The 26,808-nt window shown below is 60.4% G+C and carries 25 protein-coding genes; 4 read left to right on the top strand and 21 right to left on the bottom strand.

All coding sequences use genetic code 11. The features are described from left to right. Both tadA and ACYASU_RS19410 read right to left on the bottom strand, forming a co-directional pair. Positions 1-483 (bottom strand): tRNA adenosine(34) deaminase TadA, encoded by a 483-nt coding sequence (gene tadA, locus ACYASU_RS19415; protein WP_192170758.1) that lies wholly within the window; start codon positions 481-483, stop codon positions 1-3. Continuing rightward, the gene (locus tag ACYASU_RS19410) at positions 483-1,856 is read right to left on the bottom strand and encodes a multicopper oxidase family protein (protein ID WP_463583738.1); all 1,374 of its coding nucleotides are present in this window, start codon (positions 1,854-1,856) and stop codon (positions 483-485) included. The genes tadA and ACYASU_RS19410 overlap by 1 nt, the downstream gene beginning before the upstream one ends. Before the next feature lie 171 nt (positions 1,857-2,027). Between ACYASU_RS19410 and ACYASU_RS19405 the strand changes: the two genes are divergently transcribed. Further along, a complete protein-coding gene (locus tag ACYASU_RS19405) occupies positions 2,028-4,961 on the top strand; it encodes a membrane-targeted effector domain-containing toxin (RefSeq protein WP_463583737.1) in 2,934 nt (977 codons plus the stop codon). A gap of 96 nt (positions 4,962-5,057) precedes the next feature. On the opposite strand, the gene guaA is transcribed toward ACYASU_RS19405, so the two are convergent. From guaA to ACYASU_RS19390, 3 genes are all read right to left on the bottom strand, one after another. Next, on the bottom strand, positions 5,058-6,635 hold the full coding sequence (gene guaA / locus ACYASU_RS19400; RefSeq protein WP_122535040.1) for a glutamine-hydrolyzing GMP synthase: 1,578 nt from the start codon (positions 6,633-6,635) through the stop codon (positions 5,058-5,060). A gap of 98 nt (positions 6,636-6,733) precedes the next feature. Next, entirely contained in the window at positions 6,734-8,203 is a 1,470-nt protein-coding gene (guaB, locus tag ACYASU_RS19395) for an IMP dehydrogenase (protein WP_172610855.1), read from the bottom strand. 126 nt (positions 8,204-8,329) lie between these two features. Next, entirely contained in the window at positions 8,330-8,878 is a 549-nt protein-coding gene (locus tag ACYASU_RS19390; protein ID WP_172610854.1) for a sugar ABC transporter ATPase, read from the bottom strand. Positions 8,879-9,013: 135 nt separating this feature from the next. Here ACYASU_RS19390 and xseA point away from each other — a divergent pair, with 135 nt between their 5' ends. Then, a complete protein-coding gene (gene xseA / locus ACYASU_RS19385; protein ID WP_463583736.1) occupies positions 9,014-10,393 on the top strand; it encodes an exodeoxyribonuclease VII large subunit in 1,380 nt (459 codons plus the stop codon). 48 nt (positions 10,394-10,441) lie between these two features. Then, positions 10,442-11,239 (top strand): peptidoglycan DD-metalloendopeptidase family protein, encoded by a 798-nt coding sequence (locus ACYASU_RS19380; RefSeq protein WP_463583817.1) that lies wholly within the window; start codon positions 10,442-10,444, stop codon positions 11,237-11,239. A gap of 83 nt (positions 11,240-11,322) precedes the next feature. Here ACYASU_RS19380 and ACYASU_RS19375 read toward each other — a convergent pair whose 3' ends face one another. Next, a complete protein-coding gene (locus ACYASU_RS19375; protein WP_192170750.1) occupies positions 11,323-11,643 on the bottom strand; it encodes a peptide ABC transporter substrate-binding protein in 321 nt (106 codons plus the stop codon). A 382-nt stretch (positions 11,644-12,025) separates the two neighbouring features. Between ACYASU_RS19375 and leuA the strand changes: the two genes are divergently transcribed. Continuing rightward, a complete protein-coding gene (gene leuA, locus ACYASU_RS19370) occupies positions 12,026-13,708 on the top strand; it encodes a 2-isopropylmalate synthase (RefSeq protein ID WP_282370285.1) in 1,683 nt (560 codons plus the stop codon). 81 nt (positions 13,709-13,789) lie between these two features. Here the strand turns inward: leuA and ACYASU_RS19365 are convergent, their stop codons facing one another. The 15 genes from ACYASU_RS19365 to fdx all read right to left on the bottom strand — a co-directional run bounded on the left by ACYASU_RS19365 (position 13,790) and on the right by fdx (position 26,806). After that, on the bottom strand, positions 13,790-14,197 hold the full coding sequence (locus ACYASU_RS19365) for a hypothetical protein (RefSeq protein WP_463583735.1): 408 nt from the start codon (positions 14,195-14,197) through the stop codon (positions 13,790-13,792). Between the two features lie 126 nt (positions 14,198-14,323). Beyond that, entirely contained in the window at positions 14,324-14,764 is a 441-nt protein-coding gene (locus ACYASU_RS19360) for a hypothetical protein (RefSeq protein WP_463583734.1), read from the bottom strand. A 58-nt stretch (positions 14,765-14,822) separates the two neighbouring features. Further along, entirely contained in the window at positions 14,823-15,614 is a 792-nt protein-coding gene (locus tag ACYASU_RS19355; protein WP_463583733.1) for an amidohydrolase, read from the bottom strand. Then, positions 15,602-16,750 (bottom strand): pyridoxal phosphate-dependent aminotransferase, encoded by a 1,149-nt coding sequence (locus tag ACYASU_RS19350; protein WP_463583732.1) that lies wholly within the window; start codon positions 16,748-16,750, stop codon positions 15,602-15,604. Before ACYASU_RS19350 ends, ACYASU_RS19355 begins: the two co-directional genes overlap by 13 nt. Positions 16,751-16,869: 119 nt before the next feature. Next, positions 16,870-18,342, bottom strand: coding sequence for a ribosome biogenesis GTPase Der (gene der, locus ACYASU_RS19345; RefSeq protein WP_065990003.1), 1,473 nt, complete (start codon positions 18,340-18,342; stop codon positions 16,870-16,872). Between the two features lie 149 nt (positions 18,343-18,491). Then, positions 18,492-19,643, bottom strand: coding sequence for an outer membrane protein assembly factor BamB (bamB, locus tag ACYASU_RS19340; RefSeq protein ID WP_065990004.1), 1,152 nt, complete (start codon positions 19,641-19,643; stop codon positions 18,492-18,494). Continuing rightward, on the bottom strand, positions 19,636-20,277 hold the full coding sequence (locus ACYASU_RS19335) for a tetratricopeptide repeat protein (RefSeq protein WP_463583731.1): 642 nt from the start codon (positions 20,275-20,277) through the stop codon (positions 19,636-19,638). Before ACYASU_RS19335 ends, bamB begins: the two co-directional genes overlap by 8 nt. Before the next feature lie 38 nt (positions 20,278-20,315). Further along, positions 20,316-21,605, bottom strand: coding sequence for a histidine--tRNA ligase (gene hisS / locus ACYASU_RS19330; protein WP_463583730.1), 1,290 nt, complete (start codon positions 21,603-21,605; stop codon positions 20,316-20,318). Positions 21,606-21,626: 21 nt separating this feature from the next. Next, positions 21,627-22,736, bottom strand: coding sequence for a flavodoxin-dependent (E)-4-hydroxy-3-methylbut-2-enyl-diphosphate synthase (ispG, locus tag ACYASU_RS19325; protein ID WP_065990008.1), 1,110 nt, complete (start codon positions 22,734-22,736; stop codon positions 21,627-21,629). Between the two features lie 3 nt (positions 22,737-22,739). Next, positions 22,740-23,774 carry a RodZ domain-containing protein gene (locus ACYASU_RS19320; protein WP_423571733.1) on the bottom strand — a complete coding sequence of 345 codons (1,035 nt, stop codon included), beginning with the start codon at positions 23,772-23,774 and terminating at the stop codon, positions 22,740-22,742. Next, positions 23,774-24,532, bottom strand: coding sequence for a type IV pilus biogenesis/stability protein PilW (gene pilW, locus ACYASU_RS19315; RefSeq protein WP_192170741.1), 759 nt, complete (start codon positions 24,530-24,532; stop codon positions 23,774-23,776). The genes ACYASU_RS19320 and pilW overlap by 1 nt, the downstream gene beginning before the upstream one ends. Before the next feature lie 26 nt (positions 24,533-24,558). Continuing rightward, positions 24,559-25,707, bottom strand: a complete 1,149-nt coding sequence (gene rlmN, locus ACYASU_RS19310; protein WP_463583729.1) for a dual-specificity RNA methyltransferase RlmN — start codon at positions 25,705-25,707, stop codon at positions 24,559-24,561. 27 nt (positions 25,708-25,734) lie between these two features. Further along, complete coding sequence (gene ndk, locus ACYASU_RS19305; RefSeq protein ID WP_007916882.1) at positions 25,735-26,160, bottom strand: nucleoside-diphosphate kinase; 426 nt, start codon at positions 26,158-26,160, stop codon at positions 25,735-25,737. Between the two features lie 90 nt (positions 26,161-26,250). Further along, positions 26,251-26,451 (bottom strand): Fe-S cluster assembly protein IscX, encoded by a 201-nt coding sequence (iscX, locus tag ACYASU_RS19300; RefSeq protein WP_074886338.1) that lies wholly within the window; start codon positions 26,449-26,451, stop codon positions 26,251-26,253. A gap of 13 nt (positions 26,452-26,464) precedes the next feature. Beyond that, positions 26,465-26,806: an ISC system 2Fe-2S type ferredoxin gene (fdx, locus tag ACYASU_RS19295; protein WP_192170739.1), complete on the bottom strand. Its 342-nt coding sequence runs from the start codon at positions 26,804-26,806 to the stop codon at positions 26,465-26,467. Positions 26,807-26,808: the final 2 nt, after the last annotated feature.

The following is a 26,808-nucleotide window of genomic DNA, read 5'->3' as shown; positions in this document are numbered from 1 at the left end:
CTACCCCTTCGCTCGCCTCATCCTGAAAAACTCGCTCAGCATCGTCCCGCACTCCTCCCCCAGCACCCCGCCTTCAAACAGCACGCGATGATTGAGGAACGGCTGCATGAAGAACTGCCCCTGACTCTGCACTACCCCCGCTTTCGGCTCAGTCGCGCCATACACCACGCGGGTGATGCGCGAGTGGACGATCAAACCGGCGCACATGCTGCAGGGTTCCAAGGTCACGTACAGCGTGCTGCCCGGCAAGCGGTAATTGCTGAGTGACTGCGCCGCTGCGCGAATGGCGACCATCTCGGCGTGGGCGCTAGGGTCGCTGCCGCTGATGGGGCAATTGAAACCCCGGCCCACGATTTCACCGTCCTGCACCACCACCGCGCCGACCGGCACCTCGCCCAGCAACGCACCCTCCGCTGCCAGCGCCAGGGCTTCACGCATGAAGTGCTGATCGCGGCTGCGATCGATGATAGGCGGCTGACGCATCAGGAGACCTCGATAGCGGCCATGAGACCGGTTTCCATGTGATCGATCACATGGCAGTGAAACATCCATACGCCGGGATTATCCGCCACCAAAGCGACGCGCGCGCGCTCATTGCGCCCCAGCAGGTAGGTGTCGGTGAAGTACGGAATCACGTCCTTGCGATTGGAGGCGATGACTTTGAAGCTCATGCCGTGCAAGTGAATGGGATGCTGATACTGCGTCATGTTCTTCAGCTCGAAGATGTAACTCTTGCCTCGTTCAAGCCTGGCGATCGGCCGGTCGGCACAGGTCTTGTCGGTGATGTCCCAGGCCTGGCCATTGATCTGCCACAAGCTGGGCAGTTTGCCGTTGTCGACATTCACCGACACTGAACCGACCCACTCGAAATTGAAATTGAGCTTCTCGGCGTTGGCCAGATCAGGCTCGGCGACCGGATTCGCCGGCAGCTCAGGCGGCCATTTGCCCGGCGCATCGTTGTTGGCGACCGAGCGAAAGGTGCCCAGCCGTACGGGGCCGTTGCGCAGGGAGATCTCTTCACCGACGGCAGGCGCCTTGATCGCCAGACAGATGCGCATGCCCGGCCCCAGCCAGTAATCCTTGCCCAGCGCGCGCGGTTTGACCGGGTTGCCGTCCAGGGCGTAGATCATCGCCTCCGCGCCCGGCAGGTTCAGGCGATAGGTCACTGTGTTGTCGAGGTTGAGAATGCGCACCCGAGTGATTTGCCCGGCAGGCAGCTCGACGACGCCTTGTGGCACGCCATTGACCGTCGACAATCGCCCCGCCGTGCCCTCGCGGGCGGCCTCGCGAATGACGCTGAAATCGGTGAAAGCGCCCTCCTCGTCAACGTGCCAGCTCTTCAGGCTGACCACGCGTTCGTGGGCAAACCCGGTGGGCTCGCGCTCCTCGACGATCAGCGGCCCGACCAGCCCGCGACCGAGTTCCTCGCTGCTGCTGACGTGGGGGTGATACCAATAGCTGCCAGCGTCCGGCACACGGAATTTATAGTCGAAATACTCGCCCGGCTTGACCGGCAATTGCGAGACGTACGGCACGCCGTCCATCTCCAGCGGCAGCCGAATGCCGTGCCAATGAATGGTGGTTTCAACGGGCAGGTGATTGATGAACCGCACCCTCAGCCATTCGCCCTGCCTGACGCGCAGTTCAGTGCCCGGCGCCGAACCGCCGAATGCCCAGGCGGGCGTCTGGTGTCCCGCAACCAGCTCGACGTCCAGCGGCGCGGCGATCAGCTCGTAATCGTGCCCTTCGCCCGGTCCGCGCTTGCCCAGCCAATACCTTGAGGCACCGCCCGCGCCAAGCCCGACCACGGCAAGACCGGCCAGACCTCCGAGTATCTGTCGACGGGTAAAAGACATGTACGAAAAAACCTCAAACGACGGGTCGCATCCTTGAACGATGCGAGGGGCGGACACGATACACCTGCACTTACAGAAATTTAAGAAGACCGCGTACGCAATACATATTTAGTGCCAAATCAATCGGCAATCCCGCCAAGCTTGTCTTCCCGTTCATCAAGGAAGACGAATATGACCACCGCAGCTAATCACCTGTCCTCTGCTACCCTGGACCAGGATCGAACCGCCCTCATCAGAATAAGTGAGCGTCTGGTCGAGGCCTGCCCGGACATGCGTGAAATGGCCCGCAGCATCGCCCGGGAAATCCTCCTGCGTCAGACAGGTCACGACGCCGAGCCCGACACGGTTTACTGGCACCGCTTCCACACGGCGGTTAGCAGTCCGCGATCATTCAATGGCTGGCAGCACCGCGATGCGCCCTATCAGTCGATGACCCTCCCGCAGCTGGTCATGCACCGTTTCAACCCCCACGACCAAGACAACGCCGACACCCTGCAGATGCTTAGCGGGTTCTACACCGCAGACGCCGATGCGGACGCCTTCGATGAGCGAAACGAGGTCAGGATGTTGCCCGCTCAGGTCATGGGTGAGTTTTGGTCAGTGGATTTCAAATCCCGCTATCACGAGAAGCTGAAGGCGTTCTGGCGCGACTTCGCCGATCACTTCCGCACCATGGCCAAGGCCAACTTTATCGCCAGCGCCCTTGAAGACCATCAAGCGGGATGGCTCACCGAAGAGGATCTGCGAAGCGTCCTAGGCGTGGCGAACGTAGAACCGTCCGAGTCACCAAGCCTGGAAACTCTTCAAGCCAGCGCTCCGGCCAGCGCCGCAGCGAGCGTCTGGACCTTCGACGTGATCGGCTATGAAGCCAGCGATATCCTGCGCATCGTTACCGCTGGCGGCCGACAGATTCTCTACACCCCCGGCGAGGTGCAGGCGTTTCATGCTTTCGCGAATCCGGAAGAATTGCATTGGTGGCTGCTGTCGCAAAACAACCGCCCGGAGCGACGCGCGCGTTTCATGGGTCACTTCCCGCTGTCAGCCCACGGCGAGGCTGACGACAACATCGGGTTGTTTCACGGCCTGGACGTGCTTTACACCACATGGGGCGCAGCGAATCCCGGCGTGATCAATCAACACAGCCAGCACGTGTCGGGCGACCCGTTCACTCGTCTGCGCGACTCGATCCGCACGCGGATGTTGGCCGACGCAGACCTGGCGCTGCACTCCAACGGCGACCTGCGCAAACAGATGTGGATCGGCTATCTGCGGTCGTTCTCCCAGCTTTCCGGTGCGCTGGCGGCGGTTGACTGGCCGATTGCGCTGGCAGCCGTGGGCGCGGGCATCGCCGACATGGGCCTCAACATTGATCAGGCCGTGAACGGCGCGAGCACGGCGCAGCGCAAGGCAGGGGTCATCGGGGCCGTCACGGCAGGCGTCGATGTGCTGTTCAACAGCACCTTTCTCGCCGGCGGTGAGGCGATATCGGAAGGCGAGGTGCTGCAGCCTGAATTTGAGGGGGAGCCAGTACCCGAAGTCGATGAGCCTATTGATGGATTCGTTGAAACGCCGGGCTTCGAACCAGAATCCGTTTACCCCTTTGAACGCAACGATGGGCTGGCCTCCTTCGAGACCAACATGCTGCTGGATGCCTTCGAACCCATAGGCGAAGAAGGCCGCATGAAAGGCGTCTACCTGACTGATCAGGGCGAGACATTTATCGAGATCGATGGCTTCGCCTACGCCGTTCGCTACATCAACGAGCTCAAATCCTGGGTCATCATTGATCCGGAAAATCCTTTCTCCTTTTACCGAAACTTGCCTGTGCGCCTGAACGCTGCCGGGGCATGGGAGCCCGTCACACCCTTGGGTCTGTCAGGCGGCGGGAAGGTGCTCGGCAAGATCGGGCCCGGTCGTGGTGTCGGCGTTTCTCCGCAGACGACCACCCTTCCCAGCCCATACGAAATCCCCGACGCGCTGAAACCGGAGGTCATGGATGGCGCGCAGTATGGCGGTCGCTTTGTCGACGATCGCTATCGCAGTCCCGATTTCGACAAGCCCGACCCGTACGACGAGTTCAAGCGCATCCGTCGCAATCTGCGAGACGACGCCAACGCATTCTTCAACACGCTGGAACAGCCAAAGCGTCCAGAGATTCCCGAACTGCCTGCCAACGCGCCGCTCAAAAGCGTTCTCAAGAGCCTATTCAAACGCTCGTCGGGCCTGGTCATCGGCGAGAGTCATGCCGGGATCGGCAGCAAGCAATTTCTCATTGAACAGATGCCGTTACTCGCCAAGCTCAAGGTGAAAACCCTCTACATGGAGCACATGCTCACCGACTTCCATCAGGCTGATCTGGATGCTTTTTCGAGAACCGGCACTTTGTCGTCTCAGCTCGAGGAGTACATCAAGACGCTGGACAAAGGCCATCGAACTGACCCAACCGGAAAGTACACCTTCATGTCCGTGCTCAAATCCGCGCAAGAAAACCGCGTGCGCATTCGGGCAATCGACTGCATGGCGAGCTACCGCGTCGACGGCATGGAGGGCGCGGAGCAAACGCTGCGGCAGAAGGTGATGAATTATTACGCCAAAGGCGTCATCGACGCGGACCAGGGCGCGGGAAGCGGCAGCAAATGGGTAGCACTTGTGGGTAACTCCCACGCTAATACCTACCAAGGCGTTGCCGGTGTCGCGGAACTGGAAGGGGCTGTAGGGCTGCGCATTGAGGACGTTCGTGTGGCAGAGTCAGCGGGAATAACCCCAGACCCCGGCATAGAAACGACCGACACGGTGGGCCGTCGTGCGGGACGAGTGCAGAGTGATCTGCGTCTGCAAGTTCTGGTCGCCGCGCCCCGGATTGAGCTCAGCCTGGAGAACAAGCTGCTTCGAGCGGGCATGTTCACCCTCGATGACAGTGATGGTCAGTTGACCCTCGTTCACCGCAGCAATGAAGGCGTGGCGGTTCGTACCGAGGTCAAAAGGGAGGGCAAGCGCGTCTTTATCGACCGGCCGAAGTGGCAGCGAGTGAGCGGACGTCGGTTTGAGACGTTGGGGGATTTGACGTCGGCGCTGGAGCTGATGGGGATGACGTTGGTGCGGTGAGGCCTTGAAGCTTTGAATGCAAAAAAGCCGGGGGATGCGTTGATGCCCCCCGGCCTTTAGGCTACGACGTTATAACGAGTTCAGATCAGAATTTGATCATTCCCACTCAATCGTCGCAGGCGGCTTGCTCGACACGTCATACGTCACGCGCGAAATGCCTTCGATCTCATTGATGATCCGGCCGCTCACCGTTTCCAGCAGCTCGTAAGGCAGGTGTGCCCACCGTGCGGTCATGAAGTCGATGGTTTCGACGGCACGCAGGGCGACGACCCAGGCGTAACGACGGCCATCGCCGACCACGCCAACCGATTTCACCGGCTGGAACACAACGAAGGCCTGGCTGACTTTGTGGTACCAGTCGGCTTTGCGCAGCTCTTCGATGAAGATGTGGTCGGCGCGACGCAGCAGGTCGGCGTATTCCTTCTTCACTTCACCGAGGATGCGCACGCCCAGGCCCGGGCCCGGGAATGGGTGGCGGTAGACCATGTCGTACGGCAGGCCGAGTTCGAGACCCAAACGACGGACTTCGTCCTTGAACAGTTCGCGCAGTGGCTCGACCAGTTTCAGGTTCATCTCTTCCGGCAGGCCGCCCACGTTGTGGTGCGACTTGATGACGTGAGCCTTGCCGCTTTTTGCGCCAGCGGACTCGATGACGTCAGGGTAGATGGTGCCCTGGGCCAAGTACTTGATGTTGTCGAGCTTGGTCGACTCGGCGTCGAAGACGTCGATGAAGGTGCGCCCGATGATCTTGCGCTTCTTCTCCGGATCGCTTTCGCCGGCCAGGTTGTTGAGGAACTGGTCTTCAGCGTTGGCGCGGATGACCTTGACACCCATGTTCTCGGCGAACATGGCCATGACTTGCTCGCCTTCGTGCAGGCGCAGCAGGCCGTTGTCGACGAAGACGCAGGTCAGTTGGTCGCCGATGGCTTTGTGCAGCAGCGCTGCGACCACCGAGGAGTCAACACCGCCAGACAGGCCGAGCAGTACGTTGTCGGTGCCGACTTGGGCGCGAACCTGGGCGATGGCGTCTTCAGCGATCTTCGACGGGGTCCACAGTGCTTCGCAGCCGCAGATGTCGAGGATGAAGCGCGACAGGATGCGACCGCCCTGCTTGGTGTGGGTCACTTCCGGGTGGAACTGCACGCCGTAGTAGCCGCGGGTGTCGTCGGCCATGCCAGCGATAGGGCAGCTCGGGGTGCTGGCCAGAACGTGGAAGCCTTCCGGGATTTCAGTGACTTTGTCGCCGTGGCTCATCCACACGTCGAGACCGAAAACGCCATCGGCGTCGACGTGGTCTTCGATGCCATCCAGCACGCGGCTCTTGCCGACGATGTCGACACGGGCATAACCGAATTCACGCAATTCGGAACCGGCCACGCGGCCACCGAGCTGCTCAGCCATGGTCTGCATGCCGTAGCAGATCCCGAAGATCGGCACATTCAGGTCGAACACGGCCTGGGGCGCGCGCGGGCTGTCGGCAACGTGGACGGACTCGGGACCGCCGGCGAGGATGATGCCTTTCGGGGCGAATTCGCGGATCGCTTCGTCCGACATGTCGAACGGGTGCAGCTCGCAGTACACGCCGATTTCGCGAACGCGACGGGCGATCAGCTGGGTGTACTGGGAACCGAAGTCCAGGATCAGGATGCGGTGGGCGTGAATGTCGAGGGCCATAGTCATTCTCGTCGAAAATCAGAAACAAGACGGGGCTGTCATGAACAGCCCCGGTAAACAATTCGTGAAGCGCGCCTGAGTCATCAGGCGCGTTCCGATCAACCTACGCGGTAGTTCGGCGCTTCCTTGGTGATCTGCACGTCGTGAACGTGAGACTCGGCCATGCCGGCACCGGTGATGCGCACGAATTCAGGCTTGGTGCGCATTTCGTGGATGTCGGCGCTGCCGGTGTAACCCATCGACGAGCGCAGGCCGCCCATCAACTGGTGAACGATGGCAGTCAGCGAACCCTTGTACGCAACGCGGCCTTCGATACCTTCCGGTACGAGTTTTTCCGCGCCGTCGGACGAGTCCTGGAAGTAACGGTCCGAAGAGCCTTGGGCCTGGGACATTGCGCCCAGCGAACCCATGCCGCGATACGCCTTGTACGAACGCCCCTGGAACAGCTCGATCTCGCCCGGCGCTTCTTCAGTACCGGCAAACATCGAACCCATCATCACGCAGTACGCACCGGCAACGATGGCCTTGGACAGGTCACCCGAGAAACGGATGCCGCCGTCGGCGATCAGGGGAACGTCTGTGCCTTCCAGTGCCGAGGCCACGTTGGCAATGGCGCTGATCTGCGGGACGCCCACGCCAGCGACGATACGGGTGGTGCAGATGGAGCCAGGACCGATGCCGACCTTGACGCCGTCAGCGCCGGCTTCGACCAGTGCCCGTGCAGCGGCGCCGGTGGCAATGTTGCCGCCGATGACTTGCACGTCAGGAAAGTTCTGTTTGACCCAGCGAACGCGGTCGATCACGCCTTTGGAGTGGCCATGTGCGGTATCGACAACGATGACGTCCACGCCCGCAGCAACCAGCGCGCTGACGCGTTCGCCGGTGTCTTTACCGGTGCCGACTGCAGCGCCGACACGCAGACGACCCTGGTCGTCCTTGCTCGCCAGAGGCCAGGCTTTGGATTTCTCGATGTCCTTGACGGTCATCATGCCCTTGAGCGCGAACTTGTCGTCGACGATCAGGACTTTTTCCAGACGGTGCTTGTGCAGCAGATCGCGCACTTCGTACTTGTCGGCGCCTTCACGGACAGTGACCAGACGCTCTTTCGGCGTCATCACTTCGCGGACAGGGATGTCGAGGCGGGTTTCAAAACGGACGTCGCGGGAGGTCACGATGCCGACGAGCTCGCCGTCGTGCAGGACTGGGACGCCGGAGATGTTGTGTTGACGGGTCAGTTCGAACAGGTCGCGAACGGTGGCGTCAGCCTCAATGGTGATCGGATCCTTGACCACACCCGCTTCGAACTTCTTGACCTTGCGCACTTCGGCAGCTTGCTGCTCGACGGTCATGTTCTTGTGGATGATGCCGATGCCGCCTTCCTGAGCCATGGCGATCGCCAGACGGGCTTCAGTGACGGTGTCCATAGCGGCGGAAACGAGGGGGATGTTGAGTTCGATGCCACGGGTCAATCGTGTTTTCAGACTGACTTCGTTGGGAAGCACCTCGGAATAACCGGGCACAAGGAGAATGTCGTCGAATGTAAGGGCTTCTTGGCTGATACGCAGCATCGCTGGGCTCCCGAGCGGGAAAATGGAAGCGCGCCATTGTACCCAGACACCTGCAGTATCTCAATGTAAAGATCAGGCTATTTACTAATGAACCGGATTAATGCGCCCAATGACAGCGGCGAAGATCTACATCCTGACTTTGACATGGGACACCGGGCGGTCCATGCGCTCGGCAAACGCCTCGATAAAGCTGCTTTTAAAGCCGGCGTCCAGCCAGTTATTGAAGATGAATCCCAGATTCGAGAACCCGCACGGCTCCAGAAACAGGAATCCGTTGATGTCATCTTCATGACGGCATTCGGGGCACATGAAGTTGTCGGTGTGGCCCGGCATCCAGTCTTCCAGGCTGTCGAACAGGGCTTCGCCGATCTCGCGCCGGCATTCAGGGCAACCGGCCTCCTCCTTGAAGCCCTGCTGCGGCGTATAGATGCAGCGCTTGAGGACGATTTCCAGACCGTTGACCGGCTGACCGAACGGCAAGGCGTCAGGGTTTTCAACGAAGCGTCGCGCGCCGGGCGCAATCGCGTAAGCCATGCGATTGAAGCTGCGGCCGCAGGTGGTCAGTGATTCTTCGACGACGTTCAGCTTCACCAGCCAGCGCAGGATCGCCCGCGCCTTCGCTTCGTGCGCAGGAAAGCTGGAGATTTGCGGGACGATGATGCTTTGGGTGTCCATGAAGGGCCTGTCTGACGAGTAATCGGGGGCGGCAGCTTAATCGCGCTGTCGGTGACGTCAAGTACGGCCGTCGGGTCGCACGCCGTCGGCGATCTCATCTGGTGACCCGTGCCCCAATGCCTTTATGATGCCGCCATGATCAAAGACCCCTTCGCAAGACTCGGCCTTGACCGGGACGTCCTCACTGTCAGCCAGCTCAACGGCCGCGCACGCGTGCTGCTGGAGGATGTGTTCTCCAGCATCTGGGTCGAGGGCGAGATTTCCAACCTCTCGCGTCCCGCCTTAGGGCACGTTTACTTCACGCTGAAGGACTCCGGCGCCCAGGTGCGTTGCGCGTTGTTTCGCAGCAACGCGGCGCGGGTACGTCAGGCGTTGAAGGACGGCCTGGCGGTCAAGGTACGCGGCAAGGTCTCGCTGTTTGAAGGTCGCGGCGACTATCAGCTGATTCTCGACACCGTCGAGCCTGCTGGCGACGGCGCGCTGCGTCTGGCCTTCGATGCGTTGAAGGAAAAGCTCAGCGCCGAAGGCATGTTCAGCGCCGAGCGCAAGGTCGCCCTGCCGCTGCACCCCAAGCGGATCGGCATCATCAGTTCCCCGACCGGCGCGGTGATTCGCGACATCATCAGCGTGTTTCGTCGTCGCGCGCCCCAGGTTGAACTCACCCTGATCCCCACTGCCGTGCAGGGCCGCGAAGCCATTGGCCAGATTGTCCGCGCGTTGAAGCTCGCCGACGGCCGAGGCTTCGATGCGTTGATCCTCGCCCGGGGCGGCGGTTCGCTGGAGGACCTCTGGTGCTTCAACGAGGAAGCCGTCGCCCGCGCCATCGATGCGTGCGTGACGCCGATCGTCAGCGCCGTCGGCCACGAAACCGACGTGTCGATCAGTGACTTCGTCGCCGACGTGCGCGCGCCGACGCCCTCCGCCGCCGCTGAATTGCTGGCGCCGGATTCAAGCGATCTGCACCGTCGGGTCGACAGCCTGGAGCGCCGACTGATCAGCCGCATGCAGGACCGGTTGATGCGCGAGCAATTGCGACTGGACGGGATTTCCCGCCGCTTGCGTCACCCCGGTGAACGGTTACGCCAGCGCGCCCAGCGCCTCGACGATCTGGACATGCGCATGCGCCGGGCCTTCGAGCAGCAGATGCACAAGCGCCAAGTGCGCATGAGCCATCTGGAAAGTCGCCTGGCCGCGCAACATCCGGGACGCACGCTGATGTTTCTGCGGCAGCGCCTGGCGGTATTGGCCGAGCGGCTGCCCCGTGCGATCAAGGAGAACCTCAAGAGCCGTCGCTTGCAGCTGCAAAGTCAGGTGCAGACGCTCAACGTGGTCAGCCCGCTGGCGACCCTTGGCCGTGGTTACAGTATTTTGCTGGATGAACGCGGCAGGGCCGTTCGCGCTGCCGAGCAAACGCATCAGGGTCAGCGCCTGACGGCAAAACTGGCAGACGGCGAGCTGCAAGTGCGTGTTGAAGACAATCATCTAACGCCTGTCACCCTTTCACTTCTGGATTGATCAATGCCTTCTTTTCTAACCCGTTCGTTGGCAACTGCTGCATTGGTCATGTGTGCTGCCCTGCCCGCCTACGCTGACAGCTACATTTCCCGCCTGCTCAACAAGCCCGTGCCCGGCGGCGTGGCGGTGGTCGATCTGGGCCCTGCGGCACAAGCGCCCAAAGCAACCTGGCAGGGCAAACCCGTGCTGGTGGTCAAGGATCAGGACGCGCGCTGGCTGGCCATCGTCGGCATTCCGCTGAGCGTCAAGCCAGGCACTGCGCAGCAGGTCAGCAGCGGCGGCCGCAACCTGCCTTTCGTGGTGGGCAACAAGAAGTACCCGGAGCAGCGCATCACGCTGAAGAATCAGCGTCAGGTTAATCCGAACCCGGACGACCTCAAGCGCATCGAGCAGGAACTCGACGTGCAGATTCGCGCTTACCGCACGTTCAGTCCCGTGACACCGAGCAACCTGTTGCTGGACAAGCCGGTGGACGGGCCGCTCTCCAGCAAATTCGGCGTGCGGCGCTTCTTCAACGGCGAGGAGCGTAACCCTCACGCCGGACTGGACTTCGCGGTCCCTGCGGGCACGCCTATCAAATCGCCAGCGGCCGGCAAAGTGATTCTGATCGGCAACTACTTCTTTAACGGCAACACAGTGTTCGTCGATCACGGTCAGGGCTTTATCAGCATGTTCTGCCATATGTCGAAGATCGACGTGAAGGTTGGCGATGCCGTTCCGCGCGGTGGGGTGGTCGGGCGCGTCGGTTCGACCGGTCGCGCAACGGGGCCGCACATGCACTGGAACGTCAGCCTGAATGACGCGCGGGTAGATCCGGCGATTTTCATTAATGCGTTTCAGCCGTAACACCTTTCGACTGGACTCTTAGCGGCGTGCCATCAAGCACGCAAACCGAACCGCATGCGAACAGGGATGAGGTCAGCTCTGCCTCACCCCTCGCGCCACAGTTTTAGCCGATCCTGGACTTCATCGCTGAACTGCCGCAGCTCCTCATCAGTAATCAGATCCTCCGCGACCAGCGCATAGAGGTGAAAACTGAAATTACTTCTTGAAAAGTTGGTGGAATCGAACACCTTAGCCACAAGTTTATCGCCCTTGTTAGCCACATCCCTGACACCTTGGACGCGATCTCGAGCATCTTTGTCCGTTAGCGCTGTTTTTTTCAGAATGTCCTGCCAGATACGCTCGTAAAGGCGCTCCACGGCTAGAGGTCTTAGTCGGCTGAGAATTTTCCAGTCTGCTTCTTTCATGGGATGGTCCTCTACACGGGTTGTTGTGGTGATCGAGTGTGGGAGTGCAATTGGGAGCTACGCGTTGCGTGGAGTCAACGGCACGAGCAACGGACCAGCGACAAACTGGAGAAAATCGCGACTAAAACCCGGCTAATGCAGTTATGCGAGATTATTCATCAATTTTCCGCAACCGCTTGCCACCTTTCACCTCATTGGTTACGTTTGGCGACATGAAAACCTCTCACACCCTCATTCTGATGCGTCAACATCGCTGCCTCTGCCTCGTCAGTGCACGACTGCAAAGCTGAACTCGGTGCCTCGACGCTCACCCGCAGTGCTACTCTCGCATCAACCGGCTGGCCGCCTTCTTTCGGCCCTGAGTACAACAAGGATTATTCACATGACCATGCTCAAAGATCCCTCGACCAAGTACCGCGCCTTTCCTGTCATCGACCTGCCTGACCGCACTTGGCCTTCCAAGACCATCACTGCGGCACCGATCTGGTGCAGTTCCGACTTGCGTGACGGTAACCAGTCGCTGATCGAGCCCATGGATGCGGTCAAAAAGCTGCGTTTCTGGAAGACCCTCGTTCAAGTCGGCGTGAAGGAAATCGAAGCCTCCTTCCCTTCCGCCTCGCAAACCGATTTCGACTTCGTGCGCACGCTGATCGAAGACGGCCATATCCCGGACGACACCACCATTCAGGTGCTGACTCAGGCCCGCGAAGACCTGATCGCGCGGACGTTCGAGTCCCTGCGCGGGGCGAAAAAAGCCATCGTCCATCTTTACAACGCCACCTGCCCGTCCTTCCGCCGCATCGTCTTCAACCAAGACAAAGCGGGCGTGAAAGCCATCGCCGTGAATGCTGCTCAGCTGTTCGTCAAATACGCCGCCCAGCAGCCAGAAACCCAATGGCAGTTTGAGTACTCGCCTGAGACGTTCAGCGCCACCGAGCTGGAGTTCGCCAAGGAAGTCTGCGACGCCGTCATCGAAGTGTGGAACGCGACGCCGCAGAACAAGGTGATCCTCAATCTGCCAGCCACCGTCGAAGTCGCCACCCCGAACATTTACGCCGACCAGATCGAATGGTTCTGCCGCAACATTTCCCGTCGTGACAGCGTGATCATCAGCCTGCACACCCACAACGACCGAGGCACCGGCGTCGCGGCGACCGAGCTGGGCCTGATGGCGGGCGCGGATCGGGTTGAAGGCTGCCTGTTCGGCAACGGCGAGCGCACCGGCAACGTCGACCTCGTGACCGTCGCGCTGAACATGTACACCCAGGGCCTGAATCCGCAACTGGATTTTTCGGACATCGACGGCGTGCGCAAGGTGGTTGAGGAGTGCAACCAGATTCCGGTGCACCCGCGTCACCCGTACGTCGGCGACCTGGTACACACCGCGTTTTCCGGCTCTCACCAGGACGCGATCCGCAAGGGCTTCACTCAGCAGAAGGAAGGCACGCTGTGGGAAGTGCCGTACCTGCCAATCGACCCGGCCGACATCGGCCGCAGCTACGAGGCGGTTATCCGCGTCAACAGCCAGTCCGGCAAAGGCGGGATTACCTACCTGCTGGAACAGGAATACGGCATCTCCCTGCCGCGTCGCATGCAGATCGAGTTCAGCCAGGTGGTTCAGGGCGAGACCGATCGTCTTGGCCTGGAGATGACCGCGCAGCAGATCTACTCGCTGTTCAAGCGTGAATACCTGCAGGCCAACAAGCCGTATGCACTGGTCAGCCATCGCTTGCAGGAAGAGAACGGCAACAGCGCTGTTGAAGTAGTCGTGACCGGCATGGGCGACAGCGAGAGCAATCTGCGCTGGAAAGGCACCGGCAACGGCGCACTGGAAGCGTTGGTGGCCGGCCTCCCGGTGTCGGCCGAGATCATGGACTACAACGAACACGCCATCGGCGCGGGCACCACGGCCAAAGCCGCTGCCTACATCGAGCTGCGTGTGGATGGCGATCGCGCGGTACACGGCGTTGGCATCGACGAGAACATCACCACGGCCAGCTTCAAGGCACTGTTCAGCGCCCTCAATCGTGGCCTGCTCCAGGCTGATGCGACGAAAGCGGCTTAACGCTTCGGGATAGAAAGCTGCGCCCGATAAAAAATGCCCTGAAGTGCAAACTTCAGGGCCTTTTGTTTGAGCGCTGGATAATCAGGCCGTGGTGTCGACTTTGACTTTCATCAAGTTCAACAGGGACGCCTGCAGTGCGCCCAACTGAGCCATGGTCCCGGAAATCTGCTGCTGAATCGCCATGACCTGCGTGGCCTTCAACTCATCGGGCGTCTTGCTGCCCTGGACAGCGGCTAACTGAGCTTGCTGCTGCTGGAGCATTTTCTGGGTTTGCTCAATCTGCTCCTGCAACTGCTTGATCATCTCCTCCTTCATGCTCGGCGCGTCGCCTGACTCACTGGCGCCTGCCGCTTTGGAGTCGCCATACACATTGCCACGCAGCTCGACGCTGGCGGTCTTGGCATCGCTCTTGGTGGAGTCGTCGGTTTTGACGGCAGCCGTGAACACGCTGGAGTAAGCACCCAACGAACTGGTGTTGATGGTGGTCATGATGAACTCCTTATGAGGTGCACTTTGTATCGGCCAGCGTACAAACATCTGAAGTCCAATTTATTGCAGACGCAAAAACGCCCCACGACCGGGGTCATGGAGCGGTTTTGTCTCTGAATCAGTGAATCAGGCGGTGGTGTTAATGCTGCCGGACTTCTGCAGTTGCAAGAGTGCCGCCTGTTCCGTCGACAGGCTGGCGGTCGTCGACGAGATCTGTCCCTGAATGGCCATCACCCGCGCCGACTTCTCCTCGTCGGTGCCAGAGCTGGCCTGGGCGGCAGCGAGTTGCTGTTGCTGTTCCTGCAAGCGCTTCTGGGTTTCCTTGATCTGCTCTTCCAGCTTCGCGATGGCCTGCTCGCTAGTGCTGGAAGAATCAGATGCCCCACCCGCACCGCCAGCACCGCCAGCGCCACCTGCCGCTGTGGCTGTGGTCGATGCAGACGCCGACGTGGCATCTGTGGTGGTGGAGGCGTCGCTGTCAGCCGCCGTTGTTGTGGGGTCTTTTTTGACCGCAACGGTGAAACTGGTGGAATACGAACTCAATGAGGATGTGCTGATGGTGGTCATACCGATCTCCTGTCTGGGTACAACCGCTATCGACCACCCGTCCGTTAACTCTATGACGTTACTGTATCTCGAATGTATCAGCGTCGAGACAGGCCGGGAATTTCTCGCGGTACGCCGCCAGACTCTGCGCTGACAGGCTGACCTGGAACACGCCATCCGCCTCGCCGATGTTGAGCAGGCTCTCGCCCTGGAAATCCAGCACCTGACTGTCGCCGGTGTAGGCAAAGCCCTTGCCATCGATTCCCACGCGATTCACCGCAGCGACGTAACACAAGTTCTCGATCGCCCGCGCCGGCAGCAGGCGGTTCCAATGCAGACGTCGCGCGCCCGGCCAGTTGGCGGTATAGAGCAACAGATCGGTGTTGTGCGCATCACGGCTCCACACCGGAAAACGCAGGTCGTAGCAGATCAGCGGACGAATTCGCCAGCCGTTGAGTTCGAACTGCACCTGACGCTCGCCCGGGCTGTAGTGCTCGTGCTCGCCGGCCATTCTGAACAGATGGCGCTTGTCGTAATGCAGCAGCTCGCCGTCCGGCCGCGCCCACAGCAGGCGGTTGCGATGGCTGCCGTCCGCGGCGCGAATGATCACGCTGCCGGTCACCACCGCATTCAGTTGCCTGGCCTGGGCCAGTATCCACTGAGCGGTCGGGCCGTCTTCGGGCTCGGCCAGCGTCTCGGATTCCATGGAAAACCCGGTGGTGAACATCTCCGGCAGGATCACCAGATCTGCGCCCCCGGCCTGGGCCAGCAGTTCTTCAAAATGCGCATGGTTCGCCGGGGCGTCGTGCCAGACCAGCGTGGTCTGAACCAGCGCGAGATTCAAATTGGGCAGCGTGGTCAGATCGCGCATAGTTTTTCCGCTGCCAGACGCAGCGTCTCCTCGCGCTTGGGAAAACACAGCCGGATCAGGCGCTGGCCTTCAGGCGGATTCTGATAGAAAACCGAAATGGGAATGCTCGCCACGCCGTGCTCGCGGGTCATCCACAGCGACATGTCCACATCGTTGAGGTCCGGACGGATCTGCGAATAATCAACGAGCTGAAAGTACGTGCCGCTGGCGCGCGTGAAGGTGAAGCGCGAGGCTTCCAGGCGATCGCAGAAATAGTCGCGTTTGGCCTGATAGAACGCCGGCAGTTCGTCGACGTGTTCGGGGTGCGCCGCCATGAAATCGGCCAACGCCCATTGCAACGGCGTGACGCCGCAGAACGCGACAAACTGATGGATCTTGCGTGCTTCGGCGGTCAGCGCAGGCGGCGCAACGAGGTAGCCGGTTTTCCAGCCGGTGACGTGGTAGGTCTTGCCGAACGAACTGACCACAAACGCGCGCTGATAGAGTTCGTCATGGGCCAGTACGCTTGCGTGTTGCAGGCCGTCGAACACCAAGTGTTCATAGACCTCGTCGCTGAGCACATAAATGTCCCGGTCACGGATCAACGCCGCAAGGCGATCCAGCTCATCGCGGGTGATGAGCGCGCCGCTGGGATTGTGCGGCGTGTTGATGACGATCATCCGGGTGCGAGGGCTCAACGCTGCGCCGAGCTTTTCCCAGTCGATGGCGAAGTCGCCGTCTTTGAGCTGCACATGCACGGTGCGCCCGCCGGCCAGTTCCACCGACGGCGCATAACTGTCGTAGCACGGGTCGAAGACGATCACTTCATCGCCGGCGCTCACAACGGTCTGGATCGCGCAGAAGATGGCGTGGGTGGCGCCGGGCGTGATGGTGATTTCGCTGTCGACGCCGACCTGACGGCCGTAGCACCGGTCAATCTTGGCGGCCACTTGCTCGCGCAATGCCGGCAGGCCGGCCATCGGCGCGTATTGGTTGTTGCCGTCCATGACTCGGCGGCAGAGGGCTTCACGCAGTGCGTCAGGCCCATCGAAATCGGGAAAACCCTGAGACAGATTGATCGCCCCGGTTTCGGCGGCAAGCTGAGACATCACAGTAAAAATGGTGGTGCCAACGTTCGGCAGTTTGCTGGTGATCATGGGGGTTTTCCTGCTCCACTCCCGACACCTGAAGGGCTCGGGGACTCGCAGGATAGCCCAGATGTCGCGCACAAAAAAAGGCGCCGCTGGCGCCTTTTCCGAGAAAGACCGTTACACGATCAGCGCTTGTCGCGGCGCTTCTTGTCGGCTTTCTTGTGGTGCGACATCATCCGACGCTTCTTGTTGACCTGGCGGTCGGTCAGCGTGTTCTTGTTGCCTTCGTACGGGTTCTCGCCGCCCTTGAACTCGATGCGGATCGGCGTACCGACCAGCTTGAGCACACGGCGATAGGTGTTCTCAAGGTACCGGACGTACGACTTCGGCACTTTCTCGACCTGGTTACCGTGGATCACGATCAACGGCGGGTTCGCGCCACCCAGGTGGGCATAACGCAGCTTGATGCGGCGGCTGCCGACCATCGGCGGTGCGTGCTCGCTGACCGCGTCTTCCAGAATCTGGGTCAGGCGGCTTGTTGGCCAACGGGTTACAGCGGATTTGAACGAGTTCTGCACCGACTGATACAGGTTACCCACGCCCGTGCCATGCAGCGCCGAGATGAAGTGGATGTCGGCGAAGTCGACGAAGAACAACCGACGCTCCAGCTCGACCTTCACGTAGTCGCGCTCGCTCGGCACCATGCCGTCCCACTTGTTCAGCGCGATGACCAGTGCCCGACCGGACTCAAGGGCAAAGCCCAGCAGGTTGAGGTCGTGGTCGACAACGCCTTCGCGGGCGTCCATCACGAAGATCACCACGTTGGCGTCTTTGATCGCCTGCAGGGTTTTGACCACGGAGAACTTTTCGACTTCTTCGTGGATCTTGCCGCGCTTGCGCACACCGGCGGTGTCGATCAGCGTGTACTTTTCCTCGTTGCGTTCGAACGGGATGTAAATGCTGTCGCGGGTGGTGCCGGGCTCGTCGTAGACGATAACGCGGTCTTCACCGAGCATGCGGTTGACCAGCGTCGACTTGCCGACGTTGGGACGACCGATGATGGCGATCTTGATGCCGTCCTTCTCGCTCGGTCCAGGAATGCGCTTGGCTTCCTGACCTTCGGCGACGACTTCCTCTTCTTCTCCTTCTTCGACTTCGTCAGCGTCTTTCGGGAAATCGCGCAGGGCGATTTCGAGCATCTGCGTGATGCCGCGACCGTGAGCGCCGGCAACCGGAATCGCGTCACCCATACCCAGCGGTGCAAACTCCGCGCGGGCCATGTCAGGGTCGATGTTGTCGACCTTGTTGGCAACGACGTAAGAGGTCTTGTTGCGCTTGCGCAGGTGCTCGCCAATCATCTGGTCGGCGGCAGTAAAGCCTGCTTTGGCGTCAACGAGGAACAAAACGACATCGGCTTCTTCGATGGCCAGCAGCGACTGCTCGGCCATCTTTTCGTCCATGCCGTGTTCATCACCGGAGATACCGCCGGTGTCGATCAGGATGTAGGAGCGCCCTTGCCACTTGGCCTCACCGTATTGGCGATCACGGGTCAGACCGGACAAGTCGCCGACGATGGCGTCGCGAGTCCTGGTCAGGCGGTTGAACAAGGTGGACTTGCCGACGTTCGGTCGACCCACCAGGGCGATTACGGGAACCATGCGGCTCTCCACTTCGTTATTTCAGAAAATACAAAAGCCGCTGCAAGGCAGCGGCCGGAGTTCGGAGCGACACCGAAGCGTCGCAGGCCCCATTAAACCGGGGCCGCCTGGGGAAGCCGAAAAACGACCTCCTCAAGCATAGGCAGCCACTACTTGATCGTCAGGGCTTCCAGCTTGCCGCTGTTGCCAAAGACGTAAATGGTGCTGCCGGAGACCAGCGGGCGTGCACGCAAGCCATCGCTGTCAATCTTTTCACGGGCGACGAAATGGCCATCGACCTGGCTCAGCAGGTGCAGATAACCTTCCATGTCACCGACCGCGACGTAGCTGGAGAACACTTCCGGCGCGCCGAGTTGACGACGGGCCAGCGAGTCGTTGCTCCACAGACCGGTGGAAGAGCGCTCATCGATGCCTTCCACGGTGCCGTTGGCCAGCGAGACGTAAACGCTGCCGAAGCCTTGCGCCACACCCGAATAGCTCGAGGCATCACGCTGCCACAGCACGCGGCCGCTCTGCAGTTCCAGACCGGCTACACGACCCTGGTAGGTTGCGACGTACAGGGTGTTGCCGGACAGCAGCAAGCCACCGTCGATGTCGACCACGCGATCCAGCTCGGAACGACCTGTCGGAACGGCAACGCGCTGCTCCCAGGCCGGGACGCCGTTGTTGATGTCCAGCGCCACAACCTTGCCGGTGGACAAGCCTGCGATGGCCAGCGACGAGGTCGCGATCGGCGCACCGGTGCCACGCAGCGTCAGAACAGCCGGGCTGCTTTCGTAGATCCAGCGCTGATCGCCAGTGATGGCGTCATAACCGATAACCCGGTCATCCTGAGTCTGGGCAACCACGACACTGCCGTTGGTTGCCGGAGCGGACAGCACTTCGCTGGTCGCCTTGGCTTTCCACTTCTGCTCGCCGGTGGCTTCGTCGAGGACGATAACTTCGCCGCGCAACGTGCCGAGCATGACCAGACCGAAACCTACGCCGACGGCGCCGGAGACCGGTTGCTCAAGCTCTTTTTTCCAGACCACGTCGCCGTTGCTGCGATTGATCGCCATGACCAGACCGTTCGCATCGGCAGCGTAGATGTTCTCGCCGTCGATGGCCGGAACCAGCATGTTGTAGATGTCGCCCTGACCGTCACCGACGGAACGGCTCCACAACTTCTGCAGGGTGACTTCCTGTTTGAAGTCGACGAGCTCTGCCGGAGGCAGCTCTTTTTTGCTGTTGCTGCTGCAACCCGCGGCCAGAATGGCCAGAGCCAGCAATGCTGCATGTTTCCAACGAATCACGTCACGCATCCCCTTTCGCCAGATCGTCGAGCTTCATTTGCAGACCGCCAACAGCCGCTTCTTCGGAAAGCGCCGCCTTGGCCTTCTTGTATGCAGCGTAGGCATCATCGGTGCGACCCAGCTGAACCAGCAGGTCACCGCGCAGCTCTTCTCGGCTGGCCGCGAACGACGTGTCGGCCTGACCGTCGAGCAGCTTCAGCGCGTCTTCGGCCTTGTTCTGTGCAGCGAGCACACGAGCCAGACGCTGACGGGCGATTTCACCCAGGGTCGCGTTGGCCGGCTTGTCGGTCAAGGATTTGAGCTCGTTCGCAGCGTCATCCAGCTTGCCGGTGTCCACAGCCACTTTCGCCACGAACAGGCTGCCGTACTGCGCATACGCGGTGCCGCCGAAATCGCTCTTCAGCTTGCCGGCGATCTCGGCCACACGGCCTGCGTCAGCCTGGCCGCTTGGCGTCAGTGCGGTTTCCAGTAATTGCTGATACAGCGCCGAAGCACCTTGCGCCTGGTTGTTCTGATAGCGCTGCCAGCCTTGCCAGCCCAACACCACGATCACCGCCAGCAGGCCGCCGGTCACCAGAGGCTTGCCGTTACGCTGCCACCAGTCCTTTACGGCAACCAGCTCATCATCATCGGTACTCGACACCCCAATACTCCTATTCGCTAAATCGGCTTTTATCTGCTTCAACCCTGCGAAATGCAGGTGGCCAGGTGCTCCGACAGAGCATCCCAGGCAATATTTTGTTGCTCGCCCTGGCCACGCAGCGGCTTGACGCCCACTTCCTTGCGCGCCAGCTCTTCGTCACCAAGGATCAGCGCGTACAACGCGCCGCTCTTGTCGGCCTTCTTGAACTGGCTCTTGAAACTGCCAGCTCCGGCATTGACTTGCAGATGCAGGTTAGGCGCCAGATCACGCAAGTGCTCGGACAGCGTCAGCGCTGCCAGCTCGGCGGCCTCGCCAAAGGCGCAGACGTAAACGTCGACCGTACGGGCGATCTCTTCGGGAATCTGCTCAAGGGTTTCCAGCAGCAGCACCAGACGTTCGATGCCCATGGCAAAGCCCACGCCCGACGTCGGTTTGCCGCCCATCTGCTCAACCAGTCCGTCGTAACGGCCGCCCGCGCAGACAGTGCCCTGAGCGCCGAGCTGGTCAGTGACCCACTCGAATACGGTTTTACTGTAGTAATCCAGGCCGCGAACCAGCTTCGGGTTGATCACGTACGGAATGCCCGCCGCGTCGAGACGCGCCTTCAGGCCTTCGAAGTGAACCCGGGATTCGTCGTCCAAGTAATCTGCCAGCTTCGGTGCATCGACCAGCACAGCCTGGGTTTCAGGGTGTTTGGTATCGAGCACCCGCAGCGGGTTGGTCTTCAGGCGACGCTGGCTGTCTTCGTCCAGTTGCTCGTGACGCGCCGAGAGATACTCGACCAGCGCTTCACGATAACGGCCGCGGGCTTCACTGGTGCCCAGGCTGTTGAGTTCCAGTTTGACGGCATTGCGGATACCCAGCAGGCCCCACAGGCGCCAGGTCAGGACGATCAGCTCGGCGTCGATGTCCGGACCATCAAGGTTGAACACCTCGACACCGATCTGGTGAAACTGACGATAACGGCCTTTCTGCGGACGCTCGTGGCGGAACATCGGGCCGATGTACCAAAGCTTCTGCACCTGACCGCCGCCGGTGATGCCGTGTTCGAGGACCGCACGCACGCAGGCCGCCGTGCCTTCAGGGCGCAGGGTTAAGGAATCGCCATTGCGGTCGGCGAAGGTGTACATCTCTTTTTCGACGATGTCGGTGACTTCGCCGATAGAGCGTTTGAACAGGTCGGTGAACTCGACGATCGGCATGCGGATCTGGCGATAACCGTAGTTATCCAGCAAACGCGATACGGTGCCTTCGAAGTAGCGCCACAGCGGCGTTTGATCCGGCAGGATGTCGTTCATGCCACGAATGGCTTGCAGAGACTTACTCACAAATATTCCTTGGAAACTGGGTTAGCCGCGCGCGATCAGCGCTGCGTCGGCCTCGACCTTTTCGGCCGCTCTCTGGCGGATCAAGCGTTCAAGCTGTTCCACCAGATTGTCATTTGTCAGCTTTTGCGCCGGCTTGCCATCGATGTAGATCAGGTTCGGCGTGCCTCCGGTCAGACCGACGTGGGCTTCTTTCGCCTCGCCGGGACCGTTCACCACGCAACCGATCACCGCAACATCCAGCGGGACCAGCAAATCTTCAAGGCGCCCTTCCAGCTCGTTCATGGTCTTGACCACATCGAAGTTCTGCCGCGAGCAGCTCGGGCAGGCGATGAAGTTGATGCCACGGGAACGCAGACGCAGCGACTTGAGGATGTCGTAACCGACCTTCACTTCTTCAACCGGATCGGCAGCCAGCGAAATCCGAATGGTATCGCCGATCCCTTCGGCCAGCAGCATACCTAGGCCGACGGCCGATTTCACTGTGCCTGAGCGCAAACCGCCCGCTTCAGTGATACCCAGGTGCAACGGCTGGATGATTTGTTTGGCAAGGAGGCGATAAGCCTCGACCGCCATAAACACATCGGAGGCCTTGACGCTGACCTTGAAGTCCTGGAAATCCAGACGGTCCAGATGCTCGACGTGCCGCAGCGCGGACTCGACCAAAGCCGCCGGCGTTGGCTCGCCGTACTTCTTCTGCAGGTCTTTTTCCAGCGAACCGGCGTTGACGCCGATGCGGATCGGAATGCCGCGATCACGGGCCGCTTCAACCACCGCGCGGACGCGGTCTTCGCGGCCGATGTTGCCCGGGTTGATGCGCAGGCAATCGACGCCCAGCTCGGCAACGCGCAGGGCGATTCGATAATCGAAGTGGATGTCCGCGACCAGCGGGACCTTGACCAACTGCTTGATGCGGCCAAAGGCCTCGGCAGCGTCCATGTCCGGCACCGAGACGCGGACGATGTCCACGCCGGCGGCCTCCAGACGGTTGATCTGCGCCACCGTGGCCGCGACGTCATTGGTGTCGCTGTTGGTCATGCTCTGCACTGCGATCGGGGCATCGCCACCGACCGGCACCGAGCCGACCCAGATTTTACGAGATTCGCGACGTTTGATCGGAGATTCGCCGTGCATGACTTATTGCCCTAGCTTCAGGCGAGCAGTTTCGCCACTGGTGAAAGGTGCCACATCAACCGGCTGACCGTTGTAGCTCACTTGCGCGCCGCGAGCGAAGCCCAGGCGCAGGGTCAGCGGCGGCTTGCCATTGACGTCAAGGCTGTCGCCTTTTTTCTTGAGACCGCTCATCAGCACCTTGCCATTGCCGTCGGTGACCTGGGTCCAGCAATCATTCACAAACTGAACCTGCACGCGGCCGGCACCTGCCGGTACTGTCGCGGCGTCAGCGGTTGCGCTCGGGGCGCTGTTGACGGGCGCGGTTGTCGCAGGCGTTGGCGCTACGGTTGTGACCGGCGCGGTTGGCGTCGACGCGGTATGCGCAGGCGTTACCGGAGCGGTGGTAGATGTGCTGTGGGGAACAACAGCGCCTGCAACGGTGCCCGTGCTGCTGGACGCGCTGCTGGATGAAGCAGGCGCTTCAGGCGCGGACGCAGGCTCGGCGTTATTCAACGGCAGCGCGGTCTGACCTTGAGCCACAGCTTGATCTTCCGGCTCGTCGAGCGGATGGATCTGGGTGGTGCCGTCGGCGCTTTCGACCTCGACGTGCTCCATGCCCAGATTGGTCGGCTCCTTGCCGCGCAGGGTGGCTTGATCCTGCCACCACACGAAGCCGCCGCCGATCAACGCGATGAGCAGCAAGAGGCTGACGATGCGCAGGATATTGTGGGACAGGCGCACCGGCTCTTCGATTCGGCCCAGCGCATGAACGCTGCTGCCCTTGCCGTCGGTGCCGGTGTACTGATCAAACGCACTGACCAATGCAGCTTGATCAAGGTCCAGCAGCTTGGCGTAGGCACGGACATAGCCGCGGGCGAAGGTATGACCGGGGAGCTTGTCGAAATCGCCTGCTTCCAGATGAGTCAGGGAAGTCACGGTGAGGTTGAGCCTCAACGCCACATCTGGCAGCGACCAGTTCTTGCTCTCGCGGGCCTGTCGCAATGTTTCGCCTGGGTTCGTGCGAGTGGCTGCTACAACTTCGGGATGCGCCGCTTTCATCATTGCTCCGACAGGTATTGCTGATATTCCGGCGTACCGGGATAGAGTCTTTTTAGAAGCAAGCCGTAACTGGCTGCCTTGTTGCGATCATCAAACACCTTCGCCAGCCGCGTGCCGAGCAAGAGGCTTCGCGCATTCTGCTCGCTCAACTGGCTGAAACGCTCGTAGTAATCGCGCGCCGGCACATAATGCCTGTCTTCGTACGACAACTCAGCCATTTCCAGCAACGCGCGTGGCTGCTGACGATCCAGGCGCAGCGCTTTGTCGAAATGCTCACGGGCGGCGTCGCGATTGCCGAGCATCACAGCCGTCATGCCGAGGTTTTCGAACACCCGGGCGCGCTCGGCGTAGAGGTTATCTTCAGCGGCCTGCTCGAAGCGCTCGTAAGCTTCCTTGTAACGCTTTTGCTGGTAGAGAAAACTGCCGTAATTGTTGAGGATTCGCGCGTCTTTGGAACGTGCCGACAACGCTTTTTCGTAATACTGGTTCGCCAGTTCCGGTTCCATCTCGGCCTGAAACACCAGAGCCAGCGCGGCATTGGCGTCCGCATCGGAGCCGTTTAGCTCGAGCGCCTTTTTCAGAGGCGCCTTGGCTCGTTCCATCTGGCCTTGCTGAAGATAGCCCAACCCCAACTGCACATAAGCTTGACGAGCCTCGTCGCGTCCCTTGCTGGTACTCAGCGGATCGACGTTGCCGGTGGACACACAACCGACCAGCAGCGTGGCAAAACAGAGCAGCAGCGCAACGCGCAGGGACATAGAGATCCTCTCAGTCAAATTCGCATTCAATTGCGAGCGGAAGCGACCTGCACCACGTCGGCATCGGCACTGAGCTCCCGCACGGCAATGTAGCGCTCGCTGCGACGGGTGCGGTCCATGACCTGCCCGACCAACTGGCCGCAGGCAGCATCGATGTCTTCACCGCGCGTAGTACGCACAGTGACGTTGAAGCTGGCTTGATGCAGCAGATCCTGGAAACGACGGATCGCGTTGTTGCTGGGGCGTTCATAGCCCGAATGCGGAAACGGATTGAACGGGATCAGATTGACCTTGCAGGGCGTGTCCTTGAGCAGCTCGATCATCTCGATGGCGTGCTCAGGTTTGTCGTTGATGTCCTTGAGCAGCGTGTACTCGATGGTCAGCACACGCTTTTCGCCCAACGCAGACATGTAGTTGCGGCAGGACTCGAGGAGCATTTTCAGGGGGTACTTTTTATTGATCGGCACCAACTGGTTGCGCAGCGCATCATTGGGCGCGTGCAGCGAAAGGGCCAGCGAGACGTCGATGTGCTTGGACAGCTCATCGATCATCGGCACCACGCCGGAGGTGGACAGCGTCACCCGGCGCTTGGAAATGCCATACCCCAGGTCATCCATCATCAGATGCATGGCGGCAACGACATTGTCGAAGTTCAGCAATGGCTCGCCCATCCCCATCATCACCACGTTGGTGATGGCACGGTCGACGGTAGCCGGGACACTGCCGAAAGATTTGTTGGCAATCCACACCTGACCGATGACTTCGGCGGCGGTGAGGTTGCTGTTGAAGCCTTGTTTGCCGGTAGAGCAGAAACTGCAATCCAGCGCACAACCCGCCTGGGACGAGACACACAGGGTGCCGCGCTTGCCTTGCGGAATGTAAACGGTCTCGACGCAGCTGCCGGACTCGACACGGACGACCCATTTGCGGGTGCCGTCGGTGGAGATGTCCTCGCTGACGACTTCAGGACCGCGAATTTCGGCACGGCTCTGCAGCTTTTCGCGCAGGGCCTTGCCGACGTTTGTCATGGCGTCGAAGTTATCGACGCCAAAGTGGTGAATCCACTTCATGACCTGACCGGCGCGGAAGCGTTTCTCCCCGATAGACTCGAAGAATTTTTCCATTTCCAGCCGGGTCAGACCCAACAGGTTGATTTTGCCAGTTGATTCAGTCATGGATTCACCCTCACTCGCAGCAATAGCTTAGCGAGTGGTTACCTCGGTAGCAGCGAAGAAGTACGAGATTTCACGAGCAGCAGCGGCTTCGGAGTCGGAGCCGTGAACAGCGTTGGCGTCGATGGAATCAGCGAAGTCAGCACGGATGGTGCCGGCAGCGGCTTCTTTAGGGTTGGTAGCGCCCATCAGTTCGCGGTTCAGAGCGATAGCGTTTTCGCCTTCCAGAACCTGCACGACAACCGGGCCGGAGATCATGAATGCAACCAGATCACCGAAGAAACCACGAGCGCTGTGCTCAGCGTAGAAACCTTCTGCTTCGGCTTTGGACAGTTGCTTCAGTTTCGAAGCGACAACGCGCAGACCGGCTTTTTCGAAACGGGTGGTGATCTCGCCGATGACGTTTTTGGCAACAGCATCAGGCTTGATGATCGAGAAAGTACGTTGAACAGCCATGGTGTAACTCCAGAAGCAGTGATTATTGCGAAAAATTAAACCCGCGAATTATACGCGGGCTTGATGTTATTGCCTAACGTGCAAATCTGATCAGTCGATTTCGTCGGCCCAGAGCGTCTGAACCGCCTCGAGCACTTTCTCGCCGACGCGGCCAGAGGTGTCGTCGAAATCCGGCAGTTGCTTGATCATCAGTTGCAGCTTGGTAAACCCTACTGAATACGGGTCAACGCCGGGATGAGCCTCGGCGAGTTCTTCAGCGATGCGTTGTACGTCATTCCAACCGTAACTCATGACAGCTTCTCGATCAGTGCGGCGCTTCGGCAGCGTGGTTAAGCGAATATTTCGGGATCTCGACAGTCAGGTCTTCCGTACCGACCTTGGCCTGGCACGCCAGGCGAGACTGCGCTTCCAGACCCCACGCACGATCAAGATAGTCCTCTTCCAGCTCGTCCGCTTCCTCGAGGGAGTTGAACCCCACACGAATGATGCAGTGACAGGTGGTGCAGGCGCAGACGCCGCCGCACGCGCTTTCGATCTCGATGTGGTGATCGTGGGCGAGTTCCAGAATCGACTTGCCGACTTCAGCCTCGACAACCATCCCGTCCGGGCAATGCTCGGCGTGTGGCAGAAATGTAACCTGCGGCATCA

The sequence above is a fragment of the Pseudomonas sp. HP_12 genome, from assembly GCF_055283955.1.
Note: the sequence above shows the minus strand (reverse complement) of the source record. Positions and strands in the feature narration are given on the sequence as shown.

Coding starts and splice junctions, on each gene's coding strand:
- tadA (WP_192170758.1), bottom strand. CDS start 483: ATGCGTCAGCCGCCTATCATCGATCGCAGCCGCGATCAGCACTTCATG.
- ACYASU_RS19410 (WP_463583738.1), bottom strand. CDS start 1,856: ATGTCTTTTACCCGTCGACAGATACTCGGAGGTCTGGCCGGTCTTGCC.
- ACYASU_RS19405 (WP_463583737.1), top strand. CDS start 2,028: ATGACCACCGCAGCTAATCACCTGTCCTCTGCTACCCTGGACCAGGAT.
- guaA (WP_122535040.1), bottom strand. CDS start 6,635: ATGGCCCTCGACATTCACGCCCACCGCATCCTGATCCTGGACTTCGGT.
- guaB (WP_172610855.1), bottom strand. CDS start 8,203: ATGCTGCGTATCAGCCAAGAAGCCCTTACATTCGACGACATTCTCCTT.
- ACYASU_RS19390 (WP_172610854.1), bottom strand. CDS start 8,878: ATGGACACCCAAAGCATCATCGTCCCGCAAATCTCCAGCTTTCCTGCG.
- xseA (WP_463583736.1), top strand. CDS start 9,014: ATGATCAAAGACCCCTTCGCAAGACTCGGCCTTGACCGGGACGTCCTC.
- ACYASU_RS19380 (WP_463583817.1), top strand. CDS start 10,442: ATGTGTGCTGCCCTGCCCGCCTACGCTGACAGCTACATTTCCCGCCTG.
- ACYASU_RS19375 (WP_192170750.1), bottom strand. CDS start 11,643: ATGAAAGAAGCAGACTGGAAAATTCTCAGCCGACTAAGACCTCTAGCC.
- leuA (WP_282370285.1), top strand. CDS start 12,026: ATGACCATGCTCAAAGATCCCTCGACCAAGTACCGCGCCTTTCCTGTC.
- ACYASU_RS19365 (WP_463583735.1), bottom strand. CDS start 14,197: ATGACCACCATCAACACCAGTTCGTTGGGTGCTTACTCCAGCGTGTTC.
- ACYASU_RS19360 (WP_463583734.1), bottom strand. CDS start 14,764: ATGACCACCATCAGCACATCCTCATTGAGTTCGTATTCCACCAGTTTC.
- ACYASU_RS19355 (WP_463583733.1), bottom strand. CDS start 15,614: ATGCGCGATCTGACCACGCTGCCCAATTTGAATCTCGCGCTGGTTCAG.
- ACYASU_RS19350 (WP_463583732.1), bottom strand. CDS start 16,750: ATGATCACCAGCAAACTGCCGAACGTTGGCACCACCATTTTTACTGTG.
- der (WP_065990003.1), bottom strand. CDS start 18,342: ATGGTTCCCGTAATCGCCCTGGTGGGTCGACCGAACGTCGGCAAGTCC.
- bamB (WP_065990004.1), bottom strand. CDS start 19,643: ATGCGTGACGTGATTCGTTGGAAACATGCAGCATTGCTGGCTCTGGCC.
- ispG (WP_065990008.1), bottom strand. CDS start 22,736: ATGCACGGCGAATCTCCGATCAAACGTCGCGAATCTCGTAAAATCTGG.
- ACYASU_RS19320 (WP_423571733.1), bottom strand. CDS start 23,774: ATGAAAGCGGCGCATCCCGAAGTTGTAGCAGCCACTCGCACGAACCCA.
- pilW (WP_192170741.1), bottom strand. CDS start 24,532: ATGTCCCTGCGCGTTGCGCTGCTGCTCTGTTTTGCCACGCTGCTGGTC.
- rlmN (WP_463583729.1), bottom strand. CDS start 25,707: ATGACTGAATCAACTGGCAAAATCAACCTGTTGGGTCTGACCCGGCTG.
- ndk (WP_007916882.1), bottom strand. CDS start 26,160: ATGGCTGTTCAACGTACTTTCTCGATCATCAAGCCTGATGCTGTTGCC.
- iscX (WP_074886338.1), bottom strand. CDS start 26,451: ATGAGTTACGGTTGGAATGACGTACAACGCATCGCTGAAGAACTCGCC.
- fdx (WP_192170739.1), bottom strand. CDS start 26,806: ATGCCGCAGGTTACATTTCTGCCACACGCCGAGCATTGCCCGGACGGG.